The sequence below is a fragment of the Mycobacterium sp. MUNTM1 genome (genome assembly GCF_054660795.1).
Genome location: NZ_BAAGDE010000001.1, coordinates 57,551 through 78,180 on the forward strand (window position 1 = coordinate 57,551; position 20,630 = coordinate 78,180).

The following is a 20,630-nucleotide window of genomic DNA, read 5'->3' on the forward strand; positions in this document are numbered from 1 at the left end:
GTCCGAAGCCACGCCGCTACCAGGTCTGCTCGGCCGAGCGCACCAACATGTGGTTGACCGCCACCCGGCGGTCGCGCGTCACCATGAACAACACGGCATCCGCGATGTCCTCGGGCCGCAGCATGACCATGCCGGCCGTCTGCCGTTCGAACGCCTCCCGCGACGATTCGGCGAGGTGACTGAAGATCTCGGTGTCCACGGTTCCGGGGCCCACCACCCCGACCCGGACCCGCTTGCCCAGCACCTCTTGGCGAAGGCCCTCGCTGAAGGCGTTCACCCCGAACTTGGTCAGCGAATACACCGCGGTGTTCGGCCGCGCCACCCAGCCGGCGGTGGAACTGATGGTGACCAGGTCGGCCACCCCGCGCGGTGCGTCGGCGGCCGCCTCGATCAGGTGCGGAAGCGCCGCACGCGTCGCGTAAAGGACGCCCTGCACGTTGACCGACACCATCTGGTCCCAGTCCCGCAGCGACGCCTCGGTCGCGGGCGCCGACTGCATCAGGCCGGCATTGTTCACCAGGATGTCGAGGCGGCCGAACTCCGCGACGGCGCGCCCCACGGCCGACGCCACCTGCTCGGCGTCGGTGACGTCGGCGGCCACGACCAGCGCTGTGCCACCGGCGGATTCGATCTTGGCTTTCAACTCATCCAGCCGCTCGGCCCGGCGCGCGAGCAGGGCCACCGCCGCTCCCTGGTCCGCCAGCGCTCGTGCCGTCGCCGCGCCGATACCGCTGCTGGCGCCGGTGACCAGGGCGGCTGTGCGCGCTAGTGTCGTCATGTTCCGCCCGTCGGTTGCTTGCCGAGTATCTCGTGAAGAACGTAGTCGGTGTCCTCGCCCAGGTCCGGCGCGCCGCGCGCGATCCGGGCCGGATGGCGCGCCATCCGCCAGGACGGTCCCAGCACCGGTCGCTGGCCCTCGCGGTGATCCGTGACGAAGCGGTACAGCTCGCGGTCCCACAAGCGTTGATCGGCAATCACATCCACCGACGTGGCGCTCTTCGCGGCAGGCACCCCCGCCGCGCGCAGTCGGTGCGCGAGCCGCTCCGCGTCCTGGTCCCGGGTGAGCCGGGCGAGGTTCGCGTCGAGCACCTGGGCGTGCCGGTGTCGCGAATCGCCCGTCGCGTAGCGGGAATCGTCGGCCAGCGTCGCGGCGTCGAGCGCCTCGCACAACCGGCGCCATTCGGCGTCGTTCGCGACGGCCACCGTGAGCCACGCGCCCTCGGCGCACGGGTAGCAACCGTGCGGGCACATGTCCGGGTTGGCGTTGCCGCTGGGCCCCAGGGGTCGCCCGGTCAGCGATTGCTCCACCAGGCAGTCACCGATCATCGAGGAGAGGGTCTCCACGGCCGACACGTCGACGAATTGCCCGGCGCCACTGAGCTCCCGATGCAGCAGCGCCACCACGGCGGCATAGGCGGCGGCAGCGCCCACCGTCGAGTCGCCGTAGCGCATGCTGGTCCCGAGCGGCGGACCATCGGGATAGCCGACCAGTGCGGCCGGTCCGGCCAGCGCGGCAAAGCATGGGGCATAACCGGTTTGGTGACCCATCGGCCCGTCATTGCCCCACATCTTGATCGACACCGAGATGATGTCGGGCTTGATCTCGGTGAGCTGTTGGTAGCCCAGGCCCTGACGCTCCATCGCGCCGGGGCGCAGGTTGTTGATGACGATGTCGCTGCGGGCGATCAGCTCGCGCAGCCGCGCCATTCCCACGGCCGACTTGATATCGAAGTCCACGCTGAGGATCTCGGGGTTGATGCTCAAGAAATAGGGCGCGTGGTTGATGTCGGTGCCACCGTAGGCGCGCATCTCCTCGGGGCTGCCGGCCGTCTCGACCTTGATGACTTCGGCGCCCAGCATCGCCAGCAGTTTGCCCGCGTACGGACCGGCCCACACCTTGGTGAGTTCGACGACCCGCACGCCTTCCAGCGGTCCGCCCCGGGCCTCCCGGGGTGGCTTCAGTTGCGCTGACGTGCCCGTCCGCCGGGCGCGCGGGGAGCCGACGCTTTCCAGCACCGACCGGGTGTGCTCACCGAGACTGGGTGCGGCACTGGCGATCCGCGCGGGCGACGCGCTCAACGCGTACGGCACGGTCGGATACGCCGCTTCACCCAGCACCGGATGACGGACCCGGTGGAAGAATCCACGGTGCCGATACTGGGGCGAGTGGTGCAGGTCCGCGGCGCCGTTGACGGGCACCAGCGGGACACCGAGCCGCTGGGCCCTGTCCGAGGCCTCCTCCTTGGCCAGGCCGGCCACCCAGCCGGCGAACCCCCGCCGAAACGCGGCGACCTTCTCGTCGGTGACGGAGAACTCCAGCCAGTCGTCCTCGAACGCATCGAGCCATTCGGGATGGCCCATCAAGGTTTTCACGCCGGCCCAGTGCGCGCCGCTGGTCATGTACAGGTAGACGAAGCCATCGGCACAGGCGAAGAACGAGGCCGGCCCGGCCTGATCGAAATCCTCCCGTTCGCCGTCGGCCGGGACCTCGCCGGTGACCAGGCGGCCCAGGATGCAATCGGCGCGGGAGACCAGCACGGCCTGCTGGGAGATGTCGATGGACTCGCCCTGGCCGGTGTGCAGCCGTCCCCACAGCGACGACGCGACACACAGCGCCGCCTCCAGCCCGGCCTCGTAATCGGCCAGGAAGCGTCCCGGCCCCTGCAGCGGAGGCTTGCCGGCGTCCGGGTGGCTCGGCGTGTGATACCCCCACCCGCTCGCGTGGAACACGTTGATGCTGCGGGCATTATCGAACTCGGCAGCCACTCCGTGGCCGTACGGGGTGATGGAGCAGAAGACCACCGAGGGGTGGCGCGCGGACCAGTCCGTGGGTCGGCCCTCGATGACCGCGTCCGCGGTCTCGATCAGCCGGTGCAGGCGCTCGGCCTCGGCCGCCGAGCCGAGATCGAGGACGACGGAGCGCTTGTTGGTGTTGAGGTAGGCGAACAACGCGCTGCCTTCGCACCCGTCTGCAAGCAGGGGCGCCATGGCGCGGGTTGCGCTGCCGCGCTTCGGCGCCTCGATCTTGATGACCTCGGCGCCGAAGTCGGCCAGCAGCTTCCCGCAGTACTCCCCCGCGACGGTCTCGGCTAACTCGACGACCCGGAAACCCGTCAACGCGGACATGCACGCCCCGCCAAAACGGTCAGGGCTTCGCGCGGCCCGAGCGGCTCAGGCGCCACTCCGGCGGGAAGTTCATGTCGTTGTCCTTGACCACGTTGTTGAGGCCCTTATTGAAGGTGCCCTCGGTGAGGTCGACTTCTTGCGCGTCGTTCTGGATCATCGGCAGCATGCCCTCGACCATCCCGGTCAGCAGGCTGCCGAAGTACTCGCCCTTGTGCTGCTTGTACAGCTCGAGGAAGGTCTTCTGCACCGCCACCGTGTCGGTCGGGCGGGACCGTGAGCAGGCCATGGCGTACTTCTCCGTCTCCGCTTCCAGCTGGTCACGTGGTACGACGCTGTTGACGAAGCCGCAGTCGTACATTTCCTTCGCGCTGAACGGCCTTCCGGTGAACAGCATCTCGGAGAACTTGCGCAGGCCCATCGTCTCCGCCCACCACCACAGCCGCGGTCCCCAGCCCACGTACCGGAAGGCGGGGTGACCGAACAGGGCGTCGTCGGAGGAGATCACCAGGTCGGCGTCGCCGGCCTGGTAGAAATGCCACCCGTAGCAGTAGCCCTTGGCCTCGATGATGCTGATCTTCCGAAGCTCCTGCAGCGGACGGTTTCCGGCGCGGGCCTTGGCGTAGAAGTCGGTGACGGTGGACAGGTAGCGGTACGAACCACCCGGCGGGTACTTGACGTCGTCATCGTTGATCGCGAGCTCGTGATGCAACGGGAGGCCGGGGTTTTCCAGCATGGGGCGCTGCTCGGGCAAGTCGCCGCCGCTGCCGAAATCCTGTCCCTCACCGCGGATCACGACCACCTTGACGTCGTCGTCCACGTTGCACTTGTGGATCAGGTCCGCGTAGTTCTGCCGCATGCCCAGACTGGTGGCGTTCTGCGCGTCGGGACGATCGAAGGTGATGTAGGCGATCCGGTTCTTCTTGTCCTTTTCGAACTTGATGAACTGCTCGGCTTCCTTCTTCAGCTCTTCGTAGTCATATTCGGGCATGGGCTTCTTCTTTCACTTGGGGCTGACGCCTATTTGAGCAAGCTGCCCGCATCGACGGGAAGCGAAACGCCGGTGACATAACGAGATTCGTCAGAGGCGAGGAACAGGACAGCATTGCTGATGTCGGTGGCTTCCACCCAAGGCACCGGCAGTGTGTGCATCATCTGCGAGATGGGGGCGAAGTCGTCCGGTCCGGGATTTTCCAGATCCGGGCGAAACAGCCGATAGGTGTTGTCGTTCATCACCATCGTGGTGCTGACCTGGGTGGGCAGCACCGAATTTACCCTGATCATGTGCGGGCCCAACTCGACGGCGAAGGCCCGCATCAGGCCGATGACGCCGTGCTTGGCGGCGATGTAGTGTCCGGTGTTCGGGTAGGCCTTGTGGCCGCCCACCGAACTGGTCAGCACGATGGAGCCGCCGCGTCCACCCGAAAGGATATGTGGCACACCTGCTTTGACGGTGTGCCACACGCCGCTGAGGTTGATGTCGATCATGTCCTGCCACACGTCCTCGCGGATCTTGTGCAGCTTCCTGCCATCGGTGCCGACGCCGGCATTGGCGACGATGATGTCGAGACGACCGAGCTGCTCGACCCCGCTGTCCACGGCGGCCTTGCACGCGTCGTAGTCGCGGACGTCCACCTGGGCGGTCACGATGCGCCGGTCGAGGTTCTTGACCAGATCCGCCGTCTCGGCAAGGTCTTCCGGCGTCGAGTGCGGATAGGCCAGGTTGTCGATCGGCCCGCAGACGTCGATCGCGATGATGTCGGCGCCCTCCTGCGCCAGGCGGACGGCGTGACTGCGGCCCTGACCGCGCGCGGCGCCGCTGATGAAAGCGACTTTGCCCTCGACCCGGCCGGTCATCACGGCACCAGGGACGGCATGCACTCCCAGCCCCGGACCGTGGAGGTCGGACTGAGGACTGCTTTGGTCAGGTCGACCTCCCACTCGGGGAACCGCTTCAGGATCTCCTCCAGCGCGATGCGTCCTTCCAGGCGGGCCAGCGCCGACCCCAGACAGAAGTGGGTCCCCATGCTGAAGGTGAGGTGTGGGCGGACGGCGCGATGAACGTTGAAATCGCCTGCGTCGGGCCCGAATTGGGCCTCGTCGCGGCACGCCGATCCGATGAGCATCATCATCACGCTACCTTCAGGCACGGTCTGGTCGTGCACGGTGACGTCGCGGGTGACGTAGCGCGACACGTGCGGCGCCGGCGGCTCGTACCGCAGCAATTCCTCGATCGCCTGCGGGATGAGTTTCGGGTCTTGCACGAGGTCGCGGCGCTGATCGGGATGTTCGGCGAGAACCTTTCCAGACCAGCCGATCAGCCGCGTTGTCGTCTCGTTGCCGGCCCCGGCGACGACGTTGAGGTACACCAGGATCTCTTCGCGGGACAGCCGCCGGGTGGTGCCGGTTTCGTCTACGAATTCGACGTTGAGGAGCTCGGTCATGATGTCGTCGGAGGGATGATCGGCGCGCCAGTCGATGTAGGCCTCGAACTGCTCACCCACCGACAGGCCGTGCTCGGCGGCGTCCATGGGCTTGCCGGCCTCGGTGCGCAACTGGGCGTTGCCGCGGTCGCGGATGTACTCCTGGTCATCCTCGGGGATGCCGAGCAGCATGCTGATGACCTTCATCGGCATCTGCGCACCCAGGTCGGTGACGAAGTCGAAGTGTCCCGAACCCACCAGCGGATCCAGCAGCTGAGCGCAGAAGTCGCGAATCATCGGCTCGAGCGCGGCGATCCGGCGTGGGGTGAACATCCGCGACAGCAGTTTGCGATGGACGTCGTGAATAGGCGGATCCTCGAAGATCAGCATGCCCGGCGGGATTTCAAGGTTGGCCTTGATGAGTTCCAGGATCGCGCCGCGCGCGGAGCTGTAGGTCTCGTGGTCGACAAGCGCCTTGCTGACATCGACGTAACGGCTCACCGCGTAAAAGTCGTATTCGGCGTTGTAATAAAGCGGTGCCTCTTCGCGCAATCGCGCGAACATCGGATACGGGTCGGCGATCAACCCGACATCGTATGGATCGAACCGAACATGGCTGTCGGTGCTCGCCGTCACGAAAACCCTCCTACCGCTGCAGTTTTAGATGCCCGCATGACCTGCACCAGGGCTAGCGCTGCCAGCGTCGCAGCGCCGGATTCGGTCCGGGCGATTTATACACTCCGCTTAAATGCGTCGCTCTGACTTCTGCACAAGCGCGGGAGAAAACGACGCATGAACGTGGGCTTACTCTATTCTCGTAGAGAACCATACAGCCGATCCCGGGGCAAGATCCATAGCCCCGTGCCCCGTGTCCCGGCGGGGTCCTCATCCGGAGCCGGCCGCCCCGTGGCGCAACACCCGCAGCCCGCCGGCCTGGGTCAGCCGCCCCTTGGCCGGGCTCTTCAGGATGCCGGCGGCGATCGCCGACAGGATCCCGTCGAGTTGTTCGGCGCTGTCGATGATCCGGTCGCCATGGGCGAACCGCTGCAGCAGGCCGTTGATGAATGTCAGCGTGACGTTGCTCAGGTCCTCGACGACGGCCGGATCCAGCTCGGCACCGTGCGGCATGAGCTGAACCAGGATCTCCCGGTGCAGCTTGGTGAACTCGTCGGTGGCCTGCTGCAGAATCGCGGCCAGCGCGGGGTCGCGGGTGGCCTGCATGGTCAGCTCGTAGCGGGCCCTGGTCCGATACAACTGCGGATCGCTGCCGGCCTGGATGACCACCTGTGACAACCGCGACGGTGCCCGATCGGCGCCGGCGCCATCGGAGCTGTCCGCGATCGCCTGCAGCTCGGCGAGGTCGAGCTCGGCCGAACGCTCGGCGACCGCGCGCAACAACGCCGACCGGGTGCGGAAGTAGAACGACGTGGTGCCGTCCGGCACCCCGGCCGCGCGGTCGACCTTGAGATGGCTCAGCCCCTTGGCCCCATCATCGGCCAGCAACCGGATCGCCGCGTCGCACAGATCGCGGCGGCGCTCGGCGGGGTTGGGCTTTCGGCGTCGATCCATAATCGTCTAGACGGCGACCCTACTCTATATTCGTAGTGTCAGTAAAGGGCACGCTTCCCTACGCGCCGGAATTCCGCATGTGCGCAGGCCAAGCCCGCTCCGGCAGCCTTCGTCGAATCACGCGATCTCGACGCGGCGCGCCACCGACCACCAAAGAAATTGCGGTGCAGCAGTTCCCATCGGATGGAATCAATGATCCGGCGGGTAGAGTCCATCGAGGATGATTCACCGTCGATTCAGCGCGCATCGATTCAGCGCGCAAAGTGTCGCCGCCTGGCTTGGGTCCGTCGGCCTGCTCGCCGCGGTGTTGTGTGGCTGTCAGCAGACGCACAAGCCCGCACCGTCCAACTCGTCGTCCACCGCGCCGCCCAGCACGACCGCGCCGCCACCCCCGCCGGTCGTCAAGATCGCGCCCCTACCGGTCCGGCCGGTGACGAAGTCGCAGCCGACGACGCCCGCCGTGAAGTGCCCGGCTATGGATCCGAACGCTCCGGTAAAGGCTACCGACGTCATTACCACCTGTGACATCGGGCGGACCACCGTCTACACGTTGGGCCCCGAGACCATGCAGCTCGGGCTTGTCCGCGTCGACCCGCCGAAATCGTTGACCGCGGACTATTACGAACTGACCCTCGTGCTGGACCCGCCATCGGCGGCTGCATGGACCGAATTCACGGGCGCGCATCTGCAGGACCACGTGGCCTTCATTCGGGACAACATGGTCTTAGAAGCACCGATCATCGAACAACCGGCCACGTCCGGGCGGATCGTACTGACCACCCAAACAGCCCAGGGCGCGGCGCAATTGGCCCAATTGGTGGGTCGTCAAGCATGACGTCCCCGGGGCGCCCGGACCGCCTCGGCATCGGCATGCTCAGCGTATTCGGGTTGCCGCCAATCGAATTGGTGAACCTCGCCGCGGATCTGGGGTGCCGCCATGTGTCGGTCGCCGTACAGGGGATGCCGGTGGTCCCGCTGGGCTATCCCCCCTTCTCGTTGAAGGACGACGCCGTTCTGCGCAACGACCTGCTCGCCGCGATGCGCGACCGGGGCGTGAGCATCTCGCTGGGCGACGGGTTCCTCGTGCTGCCCGGCGCCGACGTGAGTGCGCTGGGCGCAGACCTCGACGTGCTGGCCGAGCTCGGTGTACCGCGGATCAACGTGGTCAGCCTGGACCCCGATCTGCCCCGAACGCTCGACCAGTTCGCCGCACTGACCGAATCCGCCGCCCAGCGCGACATCGGCACGGTCGTCGAACCGGTGCCCGGCCTCACCATCGGTGACCTGAGCGCCGCGCTGGCGGCCGCGGAATACGTTGGCCGGAGCGAATTCCGGCTGTTGATCGACACCATGCACCTGGTGCGATCCGGCGCCGGGGCCGCTGAAGTGGCGGCCATCGACGCCGAGCAGATCGGCTACGCCCAGCTCAACGACACCACGCTGCGGCCGCGCAGCGACGACTACATGGAGGAGGCCATGTTCGAGCGGATGGTTCCCGGCGAGGGCGAACTACCGCTGCACGACCTGCTGTCCGCGCTGCCCGGTGACACCGTGCTCGAAATCGAGGTGCCCAGGCGGTCACTGGCACTGGCCGGCGTGAGCCCCATCGATCGGCTACGCCCGTGTGTCGAGGCCGCGCGGCGGCTGCTGGCGGACGTTCAGCTCGGGTAGCGCAGCGGAAGACCCGCGGCGCGATAAATCGCGTCGATGACGGTCATGTTGTCGACCGCGTCCTGCGGGGTGGTCTTGACCGGTTGGCCGCGCAGCACCGCCGCGGCGAAGGCGTCCAGTTGATACGCATAGGAGGCCCGGCGCCCGAAACGTTCGGCCCGTCTGCCCCGCCGCGACCGCACCGTGAGCCGATGGAAGGCCTGTGGCAACACGGGATTCAGGATGCGCATCTCCCCGTGTTCGCCGATCACCCGGGCGCTGATCTGCAGCAGCCGCGGCGACCACATCGAGCAGCGCACCCGCCCGGTGTGGCCGGCCGGGAACCGCAAGTCGGCGATCATGGCCCGGTCGACCCGTGGGTCGCGCAGCGTGGCGCGCGCCGAGACGACTTCCGGGGCAGGCCCGCCGAACGTGCGGGCCATGTGCACCGCGTAGCAGCCCGCGTCCATGGTCGCGCCGCCGGCAAGCGCGTAGTCGTAGCGGATGTCGGAGAACTTCGGCAGCGGGAAGCACAGCGCGGCCTCCACGTGCCGCAGCGTGCCCAGCTCGCCGGAGGCGATGATCTCCTCGGCGCGCAGCGTCAGCGGGTGGTAGCGGTAGTGGAACGCCTCCATCATCACGCGGCCCGAATCCGTTGCCAGCTCGGTGATTTCGCGTGCCTCGGCCGCGTTGGCGGTGAACGGCTTTTCGCACAGCACGTGTTTGCCTGCGGCGAGCGCGGCGCGAGTCCAGCGCCCGTGTAGGCCGTTCGGCAGCGGGTTGTAGATGGCGTCGATGGCGGGGTCGGCGATCAACGCCCCGTAATCGCCATGCACCGTGGGGATGTCGTGCCGCGCGGCGAACGCCCGCGCACGCGGCACGTCGCGGGCCGCCACGGCGGCGACGACCACTTCCGCGTTCTCCTTGGCGGGTTCGATCAACGCCACCGGCGCGATGCTTGCCGCCCCGAGGATGCCGACGCGTATCGCGGGGTCAGCCATCGCGGCCCTGCTCTCCGTACACGCCGCTGAGCTTATCGCCCCGCCGAGGTTTGCCAGGCCTCGGTTTCCCGTTAGAGTCAGCGGATGGGGCAGGTAACGGAACGCTGGCGTGCCGCTCGGGTGGCATCGGCGTTGTACAACACGGCCGCAATGCACGACAGCGCCGCTGCGGTGGGCGCTAAAGCGTTGTGGGGATTGACGTTACCTGACCTGCTAGCCGAGGTTCAGCGTGTTGGCGACGCCCCCGCCGGCGCTCACATACTTGACATCCCGTGCGGTGGTGGCTTTGCCTTTCGTGGCCTGCGCCCCGGGCAGAATTGCCGCTACGTCGCCGCTGACATTTCCCCGGACATGCTGAGCCGGGCCCGCGGCCGGGCGACTCAGTTGGGAGTAGCCGGCCTGATGGAGTTCGCCGACGCCGATATCACGCAGTTGCCCTTCCAGGACAACGCCTTTGACCTGGCACTGACGTTCAACGGCCTGCATTGTCTTCCCGACCCGCGAGCGGCGGTCGTCGAACTCGCCCGCGTGCTCAAGCCGGGTGGGATTCTGCGCGGGAGCACGTGTGTACGTGGTCGCGGCTGGCGTCAGGATCGTTTTGTGACCGCGCTGCAGGCGGCGGGCTTTTTCGGGATCACGCCGCAGGCCGGTGACGTCCAGCGCTGGCTCGCGGATGCGGGACTCGAAGTCTTGACTGCACGGCACAGTGGTTCGGTCGAGCTCTTCGAGGCCGTTCAGAGCTGAACGTCGTACACCGAGATGGGATCCAGGATCACGCCGGTTTCCTCGACGTAGCGATCCCACAGCGCCAGCAGCTCGGCCAGCTTGTCCGGCCGCGCCGCGGCCAGGTCGTCGATCTCGCCGAGATCGGAGGACAGATCGTAGAGTTGCCAGCGGCCCGGCCCGTACGGTGGCGGAAGGTAGAGCGCCTTCCAGTCGCCCTGCCGGATGGCGCGACGGCCGAACAGCTCCCAACCCGTGCCGGTGTCGTCGCCGTGCACGGTCTGCGCGGCGCCCGTCAGGTAGTCCACCAATGACCGGCCGCGCATCGGGGCCACCTCGCGTCCGCGATACGACGTCCCCGGGTGCGCGGCCCCGGCCAGCTCCAGCAGGGTCGGCGCGATGTCCATCACGGTGCTGAAGGCGGTGCCGATCTGTTGTTGCCGGGCGAAGCCGGGCCAGGTGACGAAGCCGGTCACCCGGATGCCGCCCTGAGTGGTGAACGCCTTGTGCAGGCGCGACGGCGCGGTGGCGGCCTGCGCCCAGCGGGGGCCGTACCAGATGAACGACGTGGGCCGGCCGAGGTTGTCCAGGCTGTTGTCGCAATGCTTTTCGATCTGTGCGGCGATCTGCGGGCCACGCAGCGGCATCGCCTCCACGATTGCGCCCTCGGCGCCGTTGTCGGACATGAAGATGACGACGGTGTTGTCGAGTTCGCCGCTGGCCGACAGGTAGTCGATGACCCGGCCGACGTTGTAGTCCATCCGGTCGACCATTCCGGCGTAGACCTCCATGCTGCGGGCCGAGCGCGCACGCTGCTCGTCGGTCATGTCGGCCCACTCCGGTGCGCCGTCGGCCACCACCGGGTGTGGCACCACGTCGGGCGGACACAGGCCGAGCCGCTTGAGCGCGGCCAGGCGCTCCTCACGCAGCGCGTCCGGCCCGGCGTCGTAGCGACCCCGGTATTTCGCGATGGATTCGTCGGGCGCCTGCAGGGGCCAGTGCGGCGCCTGGAAGGGCAGGTAGGCGAAGAAGGGCCGGTCGTCCTCGGGGGCGCGCTCATCCAGGTACCGCAGCAGGGTGTCGGTATAGGAGTCCGACGAATAAAAGTCGTCGCCGACGCTGACGAACTGGTCATCCTCGGTGTAAAGCGTTGGCACGGGCGAGAATCCGCGCGCTCCCGAGCCGCCGTAGTGACTGGCGCCGGCCGGCAGCAAGGCGAACGAGCGCTCGAAACCGCGCGCCCATGGCGACGTCTCGATCGTCGCGCCCAGGTGCCACTTGCCCGACATCAGCGTCAGATACCCCGCGTCGCGCAACAGTTCGGGCAGCGCGACCACCCGGTCGTTCAGATAGCCCTCGTAGCCGGGCGCGCCGCGGAAGTCCGGGGACGCGACCTCGAGCATGGTGCCGATGCCGGCGATGTGGTGGTCGGTCCCGGTCAACAACATCGCCCGAGTCGGCGAGCAGGCCGGTGCCGAGTGGAAGTCGGTGAGCCGGATCCCCGCGTGGGCCAGCCGATCGAGGTTGGGCGTCTCGATCTCGCCGCCAAACGCGCCGATGTCGGAGAAGCCGAGGTCGTCTGCAACGATCACGAGGAAGTTGGGGCGCGTCACGCTCAAGCATCCTGCCAGGTCGGCCGCCACCGCGGAATGCCGCCGCACCGGCCGCGCGTCGATATGGTCGAGGCAGGCAACGTTCACCGCGGCGGCACAGAGAAAGGGCCTGGCATGTTGGCGGAGTTTGGAATGTCCGTTCCGCTGGTGGCGGCACCGATGTCGGGCGGCCCAACCACCCCGGCCATGGTGTTGGCCGCCACCCGCGCGGGAGCGCTGGGCTTGCTCGCGGCCGGATACAAGACCGTCGAGGGCATCGAGGCCGAGATCAAAGCCGTCCGCGCCGAGTCGATCCCGTTCGGGGTCAACGTCTTCGCGCCCAATCCGGTACCCGTCGACCCGCAGCGCTACCACGCCTACGCCGCGATCGTCCAGGCCGAGGCCGACCAGTTCGGCCTGACGCTGCCACCGGAGCCCATCGAGGACAACGACAGATTCGACGAGAAGATCGCGCTGCTGCTCGACGACCCGGTTCCGATGGTGTCGTTCACCTTCGGCATTCCGTCGCGCGACGTGATCGCCGCGCTGCAACGCGCCAACAGCGTTGTGGTACAGACGGTCACCACGGCCGATGAGGCGGCGCAGGCGCACGACGCCGGCGTTGACATGCTCGCCGTGCAGGCCGCCGACGCGGGCGGCCATTCCGGCACCCTCTCGCCGCAGCGGCCATTGACGCCGGTCCCGATCGTCGACCTGGTCAAGGAAATCGTCGCGAAGGTCCCGCTGCCGGTGATGGCCACCGGCGGGCTGGCCACCCCCGCCGCGGTGGCCGCGGTGATCCGCGCGGGTGCGACCGTGGCCGCCGTGGGCACCGTGCTGTTGCGCGCCACCGAGAGCGGCGCCTCGGCCACCCATCAGGCGGCGCTGGTCGATCCTGCCTTCACCGAGACGGTGCTGACGCGCGCCTTCACCGGCCGGCCGGCCCGCGGCCTGCGCAACGCGTTCATCGACGCCCATGAAGCCGAGGCGCCGGCGGGCTATCCCGCCATCCATTACCTGACCAGCCCGCTGCGCAAGGCCGCCGCCGCTGCGGGCAGGCCGGACTACGTCCACCTCTGGGCGGGCACCGGTTACCGGCACGCAACCGCGGAGTCGGCCGCCGACATTCTGCGCCGGCTGGCCTCCGACCTCTGATTGGTCAGTATTCGAAACGGTTGAGCACGTCGTAGTGGCGACCGGCCGTCATCCACGTCAACCGGTAGATCAACCGCACCGCCGCCGACGGGATCCGGTTGTAGTCGGCCAGCACCGGCTTCTGCTCGAGAAACCGCAGCCGGGGATTCCAGGCCGCAATCTCGCGCGCGTCCCGGATGCCCCACTTGATGATTCCCCGGGTGAAAAGCTTCGACATCAGTGGTGCCAACGCGGACAGCGTGTCGAAATGCATTTCGCCGCCGGCGAATCGGTCGGTCAGGCGCTGCAGCAGCCGCCGCACTTCGTGCTCGTGCAGGTACATCAGCAGACCCTCGGCGATGATCAGCGTCGGGCGGCCGGTCGGGACCTGATCGAGCCACTGCAGTTCGGTCACCGACGAGCCGATCATCCGGTAGCGGTCGGTGTCGTCGTAGAGCCGGCGGCGCAGCCCGATCACACTCGGCTGATCGACGTCGAACCATGCCACCGACGGCGGCGGGGCGAGCCGGAGGAAGCGGCCGTCGAGGCCGGAACCTAGGTGCAGCACAACGGCATCCGGATGCCGGGCGAGGTAATCCGCGCACCAGTCGTCGAGCATCCTGGCCCGCAGCGCGACCAGATATTGGTTGGCCGCCGGCCACGACATCCGGTGGATTCTCTTGAAGTCGTAAGCGATCCGGTCCACCGCTTCCGCGGCCGCCCGATCCCCCAGAATCGGCCGCTCCGTACGGCTCTCGTGCGCGCGAAGGTACAGCGTGACGAGGTTGGTCCACTCCACCGAACCCCAAGGGACGGAGCTGAAGTCGACTATGTCCGTCGCGGTCATGGTTTTTTCCTTTTCCGATACTCGGTCCACATTTTCATGAGCTGATCGCCGTAGGCCTGGGTGCAGAATTCACAGAAGTCGCGGAAGTCCTCAACGCGCTGGCGCTGTTCGACGCGATCCTCACCCAGCACGGACAGCGCGAAGTCGGCGGGCTCGATGCCCAGCCGCATCAATGACAGCTGCGTTTCCAGGACGCTGGTGAACCCGCCCGGCCTGACGCGGTAGAGGTGCTGACGGTTCGAGCTGGGCAGCCGCTCGACCATGCCGCCGTCCAGCAGCTGGCGGGCGACGGTGCTGATCGAGGCCTTGCTCACCGATAACGCCTCGGTCAGCTGGGTCAGAGACTGCTGCGGTGGATCACAGATCAGCAGCCAGCCATAGATCCGGCCCATGGTCCGGGTTGCGCCCAGTAGCTCGAAGAACAGCCCGAGGCGGTCGACGAACTCGGCCTCTTCCGGGGACATGTGCCTCCAGTTCGTTCAGTATGTACTAAACGTAGCTTACATCGGTTGCCCGGTCCTGGGAACGGCGTTCGGCGCGAGCGCCCGGTCAGAACGCTTCGGGATCCTCTTGCACCGCGGTCGGCACGGGGTGCTGGTACAGCCGAGATGCGTTCTCCCAGCTGAATTTTCGGATCACGTCTGCCGGCAGGTCGCCGATCTGCTCGTGAATGGTTTGTTGGGTGTGCGGCCATGTCGAGTCGCAGTGCGGGTAGTCGGCTTCCAGCATGATGTTGTCGATGCCGATCCGGTCACGCTGCACGAATGAGGACTTGTCCTCGACCGCGCAGAACCAGAAGTTGCGGGTCAGCACCTCCGCTGGAGTCAGGGGCTCACCGAGCGCCTGCCAGGTGCCGTACATCGCGTGGTAACTCAGCATGTGGTCGAGGCGATCGAGCAGCCCTGCCACCCAACCGATTCCGCCTTCGGACAGGCAGATCTTGAGGTCGGGGAATCGGCTGGGCAGCCCGGAGTACAGCCAGTCAACCGCGGCGGAAATGGCGTAGGCGAAGAACAGCACACCCTGCACATCCGGCGGCGCGTCGGCGGTGGTGGACGGCGACGACCCCGACGATCCGATGTGCAGGTTCACCACGGTGCCGGTCTCGGCGCAGGCCGCCATCAGTGGGTCCCAGTGGCCGGTGTGGATGCTGGGCAAGCCGAGCATCGCCGGGTTCTCGCTGAACGTGACGGCGTGAAAGCCACGCTCGGCGTTCGCGCGGATCATCGCCGCGCCGAGTTCCGGATCGAGCAGCCACGGCAATTGGCAGGGAATGATCCGGTCGGGATACGACCCCGCCCAGACGTCGAAATGCCAGTCGTTCCAGGCCCGCACCGAGGCCAGCGCCAGGTCGCGGTCGCTGGTCACCTGCTGCAGCCGTTGCCCGGCGAAGCCCGGTAGGAACGACGGGAAGTTCAACGAGGCGTAGATGCCGTTGAGGTCCATGTCCTTGACACGGGCATGGATATCCCATGCGCCCCTGCGCATTTCGTCGAATCGAACCGGCTCGAATCCGTACTCCGCCACCGGCCGACCGACGACGGCGTTGAAGCCGACGTTGGGCAGCTCCTTGCCGTCGTAGACCCACGTCTGTCCCCCGCCGTCGGTCTCGACGACTTTCGGCGCCCGGTCGGCGTACTTGCGGGGCAGGCGGCCGGTGAAGGTGTCCGGCGGTTCGACGATGTGGTCGTCCACCGAGATCACCGTGTAGCGGCGCGCGGCCCGCGGCGGGTCCGGCAGGAAGGTGACCGAGCGGTCCTCCCCCGTCTTGGCCGTCGTGAAGCTCAAATTGGAGGCGAGCTCGTCGATCGATTTCATGTGTCGGCAGTCCGCTCAGCTCAGCACGTCCGGGTCGGCTTTGATCGTCATCCGCGCGGCCCCCGCCCAATACACGTCGGCCGCCCGCTCGATCAGCGACCGTTGCATGCCGGCCATGTCCGACCAGTTCATCGGCACCGGATCGCGGCCGGTGAGCAGGACGTCGTAGGCCAGCTTGCAGACGCGTTCGACGGACGCCGCACGGTAGACGGCTTCGGGCAGGTTGCGCCCGGTCGCGATGACGCCGTGGTTGGCCAGGATCGTCAGGTTGGCGGCGCCGATCCGCGCGGCGAGTTCCGCGGCGCGCGCGGGGCTGTCGATCTCGCCGTCGTAGGTGTCGACCAGGCACAGGTCGTCGAGGAACAGCGAACCGGTCTGGTGCACCAGCTCGGGCAGTCTGCCCAGCGCGGCGAGCACGCAGACGTAGTAGGGGTGATTGTGGATCACCACCCGGGCGTCGTCGCGCACCCGGTGCAGTTCGGTGTGGATGTGGATGGCCGGGGTGACGTCCCAGCGGCCGCTGACCACGCGCGCGTCGCCGTCCACCACGCAGATGTCGGACGCGGTGATCTCCTGCCACCACAGCCCCCACGGGTTGACGAACATGTCGGTCTGGCCGTCGAGCTGCCAGGTGATGTGCCCGGCCATGTTCTCGGCGAACCCGATGCCGGCCAGGTGGCGGAAGGCGATGGCCAGCGCCTGCTGGTTCGACAGGTCGACGCCGATGGGCGGAACCACCGATGGCGCCCAGACTTCCAACCCGCCGCGGCGGGCATCAGGAGCGTTCATGACCGGCCTCCATTCTGGCTCCAATATCCTCGCGCAGCCGGCCTTTGGCTATCTTTCCGCCGGATGAGCGGGGCAACTCGTCGACCACGATGAGCCGTTCGGGCAGCAGCTCCTTGGAAACGCCCAGCGCCAGCAGGTGTTCGACGAGCCCGGGCAGGTCGACGGTGGCGGCGTCGGTGAGTTCGGCGTAGAGGCAGACCTTTTCGCCGAACACCGGGTCGGGCATGGCGACGGCCGCCGCGATCGCGATGGCGGGATGGGTCATGACGGCGTCCTCGACCTCGCTGGCGCTGATGTTCTTGCCGCCGCGCACGATGAAATCGGACGTGCGGCCGGTGACGCGCAGGTAGCCGTCGGCGTCGATCTCGCAGATGTCGCCCATGCGCATCCACCCGTCGCGGGTGAACAGCTTGTCGTGGTCGGTGCCGCCGAGGTAGCCGAGGCTGGTCGCCGGTCCCCGGCACGCGGGCTGGCCGCGCCCCGTCGCGGTGACGTCGCGGTCCCCGTCGAAGAGCCGGACCTCCATTTCGGGGATGAGCCGGCCGCCGGTGCGCAGCCGGCGTTCGCGCGAGTCGTCGACGGTGGTGGCGCTGAGCATTCCGGTCTCGTTGGAGCCGTAGAACTGCAGGATCTTGGCACCGGTGAGTTCCTCGAACTCGGCCGCGGGCCGGTACGGCAACGCCTCCCCGCCGGTGTAGACGACGCGCAGCGAACTCAGGTCGTGGTCGCGACCGGCCGGGTCCGCCATCAGCATGGTCAATTGCGTGCTGACGCAACACAATACGGTGACCCGATGCCGCTCGATCGCCTCGCAGGTGGCCTTGGTGGTGAACCGGTCCAGGAGCACCGCGGTGGCGCCGAGGTAGATCGGGGTGGTGTGACTGGTCCACAGCCCGAACCCGAACGGGGTGGGGATGACCGGCAGGAATACCTCGTCGCTCGTCAACAGCCCGTTGGCGACGGCTTTCTGGTGGAAGTAGTGCCAACGGTTCTGGGTGTGCACCACACACTTGGGCAGCCCGGTGGTGCCGGACGTCGAGTTGATCAGGAAGACGTCGTCGGGGCCGAGTTGGCAGCCGGCCGCCGGCGCCCTGGGCTCGGCGTCGACGTCGAGCCGCAGTGTCCCGCCGTCGTGGTTCAACACCACGTGCGGCACCCGCAGTTCGTCGGCCACGTCCGCGGCGGCGCCCGCCCGGGGCGGGTCGCTGATCAACGTCGTCGGCTCGGCGGTGCGCAGGATCGCCGACGCCTCGCGGGTGCCGGCGCGCGCGCCGAGGCCGACGACCACCCCGCCGCAGCGTTCGATCGCCACGAACAACGCATGAATGGCGGCGGAGTCGCCGTGCCATACCGCCACGCGGTCACCGCGGGCGACGCCGGCACCGGTCAATGCTTCAGCCAAAATAGTTGCGGCGCAGTCGAAGTCACGCCAGGTGAAGGTGGATCCGCCGTAGTCAAGATAGGCGGGACGGTCGGGCGCCCGTTCGGCGTTGCGGCGCACCGCGTCCGACAGCGTCGTATCGCACCACCAGCCGGCGGCACGAAAGCGGGCCGCGTCCTCGTAGGTGAACGCCGGTGATCCCGCGGTTCCCAGCCCACCGGCGCTCATCACCAAATGATAGGAAAGCCGCCCGCGGTTTCGGCGTTAGGGATTCGGCGGGGTGGGCGCGGCGTGCTGGCTGTTGTCGACGCTCGGGCGCCGCGGGTGCGGCGACGGGCAGGTGACGTTGCGGATGCACCCGCAGTTGAGGCCGATAATGCAGCCGCCTCCCCCGACGGGCTGCACCGGCACGGCACCGCCCGGGGCCGGCGGCGTGGGCGTCACGACCGCCGGCGTCGCGGTGGCCGCCGGTGCGCCGCCACCCGATAAGAGGCCGGCGGCCAGGGCGACCGCGGTCACGCACCCGCGCAGCGCGGCACGTGCCGTGCCCTTCGGCATCCCCATGAGGCACCACCGTAGTTGTCGGTCGGCGGACGCGCAGGTCAGGCGGGAGAACTACGAGCACACTCCAAGGATTCTTCAAGGTGCCGGACCGAACACGTTGCGGCGCAGGGAATCCACCGACCGCCCGCCCGCGCCATCGGAGCCACGGCAAGGTCAGCGCGGCCGCGCCCGTCGGCGCGCCGCCGCGAGCTTCAGGGCGTACACCGCGGCGCTGATCGCGAACATCGCGGCCGTCAGCAACAGCCACCGGCCGAGAAACGGGTCCTGAGTCTGGCCGGTCGCGGCCCGGTAGGTGGCGGCGCCCTGCCGGACGATGCCGGGAAGGAACACCAGCAGCGTCAGGCCCGCCCCCAGCGCGGGCACCCGGAGGTAATTGAGCACCTGCACACCGGCATCGGCGCGCGCGGGCCGGGCGCGGCCGCGTGACAGCATCCGGTCGACGAGGGCGTAGGCGGGGAACAACACCAGGTCGTGGGCGACGACGGCGGCGGCGAACCAAACGATGATCGATTGCCACCAGACGCGCGGATTCCACAGCGTGACCGGTTTCACGACGGCGATGACGTAGCCCAGCAGGGCGAAGCCGGCGATCATCGTCAGCAGGTGCAAGGGGTGGGATCCGTAGATCCGCGCGAAGGCGTTACGCATGTGCGACCGTCCGAAAAGCGATGGAGGCCACCCATTTCGTGTTGTGCACGCCGGGGAGCGCGGGCACGATGATCCGCGCCGGAAAGCCGTGATCCGGGGACAGGTCGGTGCCGTTCACCCGCAGCGCCAGCAGCGCGTCCGGATGCAGCACCTGGTTGCGTTGCAGCGTCGCGCCGGCGAATGCGCCCGAACGTTCCAGCGACGACACCCGCGCTGATTCCGGTGCCGGCACCCCGGCGAGCCGGGCGAGGTCGGCCAGTCGCACACCGGTCCATGTCTGCGTGGTCGACCAACCCTCGACGCAGGCGATCGGCAGGACGGCGGTGTGCTGTGGCATCGCCAGCAGGGCGGCGCGGTCCAGCGTCACCGGGCGGGGGCCGCCGCTCAGGGTGAGCCGCCAGCGCTCCGTCGTGTCCGCGGTGGTGATGCCGGCGGCGGCCGCGGTGCGGTTGATCTCGAAGTCGTTGGGGCCGCCGCCGGGGCGACGCCCGCGCGGCAGTAGCAGAGCGGCCGGCCGGGCGTAGCCGCCCAGCGTCTGGCCGGCGGTGATGACCGCCAGGAAAAGGGCGCCGCCGCCCACCAGCGCCAGGGCGCCGCGGCGGCTCATCGTCGGCGGCGCGGGGTCGGCGGCGACGAGACCGTCGGGCCGCCATGGCTCGGGCTCGGTGTCGGCGCGTGCGGTGCGCAGCACCTCCCGCAGCGACAGTGCCCGCAGGCCGGCCCACATGCGCCGGCTCTTGATCGCGACATGCATGACGAAGCCGGTGATGAACACCCAGGCGCCGAAGTAGTGCGCGGTGTAGAAGCTGAACCCGAAGATGTAGTCGTACTGGATGTTCAGCACGCCCGTCACGATCTCGAAGAGGATGCCGCCGACCAGCATCAGCAGCGAAACCCTTTCCAGCAGTTGGGCGATCGACCGCACCGGCGGGAACACGAAGAGCCTGGGGATGACCGACCACAGCTTGGCCAGCACCACCGGGATCAGGACGAGACCGAGCCCGACGTGCAGCCCCTGGGTCAGCCGGTACAGCCACGACGGATCGGTGGGCCAGTCGAACGTCGGCAGGGTGAGCCAGCCGACGTCGCCGGGGATGGCCTGGCCCAACCGCGGCCCGTAGCCGATGTAGGACAGCAGGCCGGTGAGCATGACGATCGGCAGCGCCACCAGCAGCACCGAGCCGAAGACCGACGTCAGCCACGGTCCCCGCAACGGGCTGCGCCACAGCCGGCCGCCGTGACCGCGGGCTTTGTCCGCCGCGTCGATGTCCTCGGTGGCGGGCGCGTCGGTCGTCTGCGTTGGCTTCATCCGCCCCTAACCACCGTGCGCGAGCACGCCTGCCGTGCTGCCGTCAACGATCATTCACG

General features: G+C 68.1%; 20 protein-coding genes. 4 read left to right on the forward strand and 16 right to left on the reverse strand.

All coding sequences use genetic code 11. The features are described 5' to 3' along the window. Positions 1-16: 16 nt before the first annotated feature. From ACYQ8K_RS00250 to ACYQ8K_RS00275, 6 genes are all read right to left on the reverse strand, one after another. A complete protein-coding gene (locus ACYQ8K_RS00250) occupies positions 17-778 on the reverse strand; it encodes an SDR family NAD(P)-dependent oxidoreductase (RefSeq protein WP_459966327.1) in 762 nt (253 codons plus the stop codon). Beyond that, the gene (locus tag ACYQ8K_RS00255; RefSeq protein WP_459966328.1) at positions 775-3,126 is read right to left on the reverse strand and encodes a CaiB/BaiF CoA transferase family protein; all 2,352 of its coding nucleotides are present in this window, start codon (positions 3,124-3,126) and stop codon (positions 775-777) included. Before ACYQ8K_RS00255 ends, ACYQ8K_RS00250 begins: the two co-directional genes overlap by 4 nt. Before the next feature lie 19 nt (positions 3,127-3,145). Beyond that, positions 3,146-4,114 carry an enoyl-CoA hydratase/isomerase family protein gene (locus ACYQ8K_RS00260; RefSeq protein ID WP_459966329.1) on the reverse strand — a complete coding sequence of 323 codons (969 nt, stop codon included), beginning with the start codon at positions 4,112-4,114 and terminating at the stop codon, positions 3,146-3,148. A gap of 29 nt (positions 4,115-4,143) precedes the next feature. Next, positions 4,144-4,980 carry a mycofactocin-coupled SDR family oxidoreductase gene (locus tag ACYQ8K_RS00265; RefSeq protein WP_459966330.1) on the reverse strand — a complete coding sequence of 279 codons (837 nt, stop codon included), beginning with the start codon at positions 4,978-4,980 and terminating at the stop codon, positions 4,144-4,146. Then, a complete protein-coding gene (locus tag ACYQ8K_RS00270; RefSeq protein WP_459966331.1) occupies positions 4,980-6,182 on the reverse strand; it encodes a cytochrome P450 in 1,203 nt (400 codons plus the stop codon). Before ACYQ8K_RS00270 ends, ACYQ8K_RS00265 begins: the two co-directional genes overlap by 1 nt. A 249-nt stretch (positions 6,183-6,431) precedes the next feature. Beyond that, positions 6,432-7,115 carry a TetR/AcrR family transcriptional regulator gene (locus ACYQ8K_RS00275; RefSeq protein ID WP_459966333.1) on the reverse strand — a complete coding sequence of 228 codons (684 nt, stop codon included), beginning with the start codon at positions 7,113-7,115 and terminating at the stop codon, positions 6,432-6,434. Positions 7,116-7,335: 220 nt separating this feature from the next. Here ACYQ8K_RS00275 and ACYQ8K_RS00280 point away from each other — a divergent pair, with 220 nt between their 5' ends. Beyond that, positions 7,336-7,950 carry a preprotein translocase subunit SecD gene (locus tag ACYQ8K_RS00280; protein ID WP_459966334.1) on the forward strand — a complete coding sequence of 205 codons (615 nt, stop codon included), beginning with the start codon at positions 7,336-7,338 and terminating at the stop codon, positions 7,948-7,950. Continuing rightward, positions 7,947-8,786, forward strand: coding sequence for a sugar phosphate isomerase/epimerase family protein (locus ACYQ8K_RS00285; protein WP_459966336.1), 840 nt, complete (start codon positions 7,947-7,949; stop codon positions 8,784-8,786). Before ACYQ8K_RS00280 ends, ACYQ8K_RS00285 begins: the two co-directional genes overlap by 4 nt. Here the strand turns inward: ACYQ8K_RS00285 and ACYQ8K_RS00290 are convergent. Continuing rightward, on the reverse strand, positions 8,774-9,766 hold the full coding sequence (locus ACYQ8K_RS00290; protein WP_459966337.1) for a Gfo/Idh/MocA family protein: 993 nt from the start codon (positions 9,764-9,766) through the stop codon (positions 8,774-8,776). The two genes, ACYQ8K_RS00285 and ACYQ8K_RS00290, sit on opposite strands and share 13 nt — an antisense overlap. 150 nt (positions 9,767-9,916) lie before the next feature. Between ACYQ8K_RS00290 and ACYQ8K_RS00295 the strand changes: the two genes are divergently transcribed. Continuing rightward, entirely contained in the window at positions 9,917-10,510 is a 594-nt protein-coding gene (locus ACYQ8K_RS00295) for a class I SAM-dependent methyltransferase (protein ID WP_459966338.1), read from the forward strand. Here ACYQ8K_RS00295 and ACYQ8K_RS00300 read toward each other — a convergent pair. Next, positions 10,501-12,102, reverse strand: a complete 1,602-nt coding sequence (locus tag ACYQ8K_RS00300; protein WP_459966339.1) for an arylsulfatase — start codon at positions 12,100-12,102, stop codon at positions 10,501-10,503. The two genes, ACYQ8K_RS00295 and ACYQ8K_RS00300, sit on opposite strands and share 10 nt — an antisense overlap. Positions 12,103-12,216: 114 nt before the next feature. Between ACYQ8K_RS00300 and ACYQ8K_RS00305 the strand changes: the two genes are divergently transcribed. Continuing rightward, positions 12,217-13,236, forward strand: a complete 1,020-nt coding sequence (locus ACYQ8K_RS00305) for an NAD(P)H-dependent flavin oxidoreductase (protein WP_459966340.1) — start codon at positions 12,217-12,219, stop codon at positions 13,234-13,236. 4 nt (positions 13,237-13,240) lie between these two features. Here the strand turns inward: ACYQ8K_RS00305 and ACYQ8K_RS00310 are convergent, their stop codons facing one another. The 8 genes from ACYQ8K_RS00310 to ACYQ8K_RS00345 form a co-directional block, all read right to left on the reverse strand. Next, positions 13,241-14,062 carry a class I SAM-dependent methyltransferase gene (locus ACYQ8K_RS00310; protein WP_459966341.1) on the reverse strand — a complete coding sequence of 274 codons (822 nt, stop codon included), beginning with the start codon at positions 14,060-14,062 and terminating at the stop codon, positions 13,241-13,243. Continuing rightward, positions 14,059-14,526, reverse strand: a complete 468-nt coding sequence (locus ACYQ8K_RS00315; RefSeq protein ID WP_459966343.1) for a GbsR/MarR family transcriptional regulator — start codon at positions 14,524-14,526, stop codon at positions 14,059-14,061. Before ACYQ8K_RS00315 ends, ACYQ8K_RS00310 begins: the two co-directional genes overlap by 4 nt. A gap of 85 nt (positions 14,527-14,611) precedes the next feature. Then, on the reverse strand, positions 14,612-15,880 hold the full coding sequence (locus tag ACYQ8K_RS00320) for an amidohydrolase family protein (RefSeq protein ID WP_459966344.1): 1,269 nt from the start codon (positions 15,878-15,880) through the stop codon (positions 14,612-14,614). A 15-nt stretch (positions 15,881-15,895) separates the two neighbouring features. Further along, on the reverse strand, positions 15,896-16,669 hold the full coding sequence (locus tag ACYQ8K_RS00325; RefSeq protein ID WP_459966345.1) for a class II aldolase/adducin family protein: 774 nt from the start codon (positions 16,667-16,669) through the stop codon (positions 15,896-15,898). Then, entirely contained in the window at positions 16,656-18,278 is a 1,623-nt protein-coding gene (locus tag ACYQ8K_RS00330) for a class I adenylate-forming enzyme family protein (protein ID WP_459966347.1), read from the reverse strand. Before ACYQ8K_RS00330 ends, ACYQ8K_RS00325 begins: the two co-directional genes overlap by 14 nt. A 36-nt stretch (positions 18,279-18,314) precedes the next feature. After that, a complete protein-coding gene (locus ACYQ8K_RS00335; protein WP_459966348.1) occupies positions 18,315-18,614 on the reverse strand; it encodes a hypothetical protein in 300 nt (99 codons plus the stop codon). A gap of 153 nt (positions 18,615-18,767) precedes the next feature. Then, entirely contained in the window at positions 18,768-19,262 is a 495-nt protein-coding gene (locus ACYQ8K_RS00340) for a hypothetical protein (protein WP_459966349.1), read from the reverse strand. After that, on the reverse strand, positions 19,255-20,571 hold the full coding sequence (locus ACYQ8K_RS00345) for a molybdopterin-dependent oxidoreductase (RefSeq protein WP_459966350.1): 1,317 nt from the start codon (positions 20,569-20,571) through the stop codon (positions 19,255-19,257). Before ACYQ8K_RS00345 ends, ACYQ8K_RS00340 begins: the two co-directional genes overlap by 8 nt. Positions 20,572-20,630: the final 59 nt, after the last annotated feature.

Excerpts from the sequence above, each read along its gene's own strand:
- ACYQ8K_RS00250 (WP_459966327.1), bottom strand. The coding sequence starts at position 778 with ATGACGACACTAGCGCGCACAGCCGCCCTGGTCACCGGCGCCAGCAGC.
- ACYQ8K_RS00255 (WP_459966328.1), bottom strand. The coding sequence starts at position 3,126 with ATGTCCGCGTTGACGGGTTTCCGGGTCGTCGAGTTAGCCGAGACCGTC.
- ACYQ8K_RS00260 (WP_459966329.1), bottom strand. The coding sequence starts at position 4,114 with ATGCCCGAATATGACTACGAAGAGCTGAAGAAGGAAGCCGAGCAGTTC.
- ACYQ8K_RS00265 (WP_459966330.1), bottom strand. The coding sequence starts at position 4,980 with ATGACCGGCCGGGTCGAGGGCAAAGTCGCTTTCATCAGCGGCGCCGCG.
- ACYQ8K_RS00275 (WP_459966333.1), bottom strand. The coding sequence starts at position 7,115 with ATGGATCGACGCCGAAAGCCCAACCCCGCCGAGCGCCGCCGCGATCTG.
- ACYQ8K_RS00280 (WP_459966334.1), top strand. The coding sequence starts at position 7,336 with ATGATTCACCGTCGATTCAGCGCGCATCGATTCAGCGCGCAAAGTGTC.
- ACYQ8K_RS00285 (WP_459966336.1), top strand. The coding sequence starts at position 7,947 with ATGACGTCCCCGGGGCGCCCGGACCGCCTCGGCATCGGCATGCTCAGC.
- ACYQ8K_RS00290 (WP_459966337.1), bottom strand. The coding sequence starts at position 9,766 with ATGGCTGACCCCGCGATACGCGTCGGCATCCTCGGGGCGGCAAGCATC.
- ACYQ8K_RS00295 (WP_459966338.1), top strand. The coding sequence starts at position 9,917 with ATGCACGACAGCGCCGCTGCGGTGGGCGCTAAAGCGTTGTGGGGATTG.
- ACYQ8K_RS00305 (WP_459966340.1), top strand. The coding sequence starts at position 12,217 with ATGTTGGCGGAGTTTGGAATGTCCGTTCCGCTGGTGGCGGCACCGATG.
- ACYQ8K_RS00310 (WP_459966341.1), bottom strand. The coding sequence starts at position 14,062 with ATGACCGCGACGGACATAGTCGACTTCAGCTCCGTCCCTTGGGGTTCG.
- ACYQ8K_RS00315 (WP_459966343.1), bottom strand. The coding sequence starts at position 14,526 with ATGTCCCCGGAAGAGGCCGAGTTCGTCGACCGCCTCGGGCTGTTCTTC.
- ACYQ8K_RS00320 (WP_459966344.1), bottom strand. The coding sequence starts at position 15,880 with ATGAAATCGATCGACGAGCTCGCCTCCAATTTGAGCTTCACGACGGCC.
- ACYQ8K_RS00325 (WP_459966345.1), bottom strand. The coding sequence starts at position 16,669 with ATGAACGCTCCTGATGCCCGCCGCGGCGGGTTGGAAGTCTGGGCGCCA.
- ACYQ8K_RS00330 (WP_459966347.1), bottom strand. The coding sequence starts at position 18,278 with ATGAGCGCCGGTGGGCTGGGAACCGCGGGATCACCGGCGTTCACCTAC.
- ACYQ8K_RS00335 (WP_459966348.1), bottom strand. The coding sequence starts at position 18,614 with ATGGGGATGCCGAAGGGCACGGCACGTGCCGCGCTGCGCGGGTGCGTG.
- ACYQ8K_RS00340 (WP_459966349.1), bottom strand. The coding sequence starts at position 19,262 with ATGCGTAACGCCTTCGCGCGGATCTACGGATCCCACCCCTTGCACCTG.
- ACYQ8K_RS00345 (WP_459966350.1), bottom strand. The coding sequence starts at position 20,571 with ATGAAGCCAACGCAGACGACCGACGCGCCCGCCACCGAGGACATCGAC.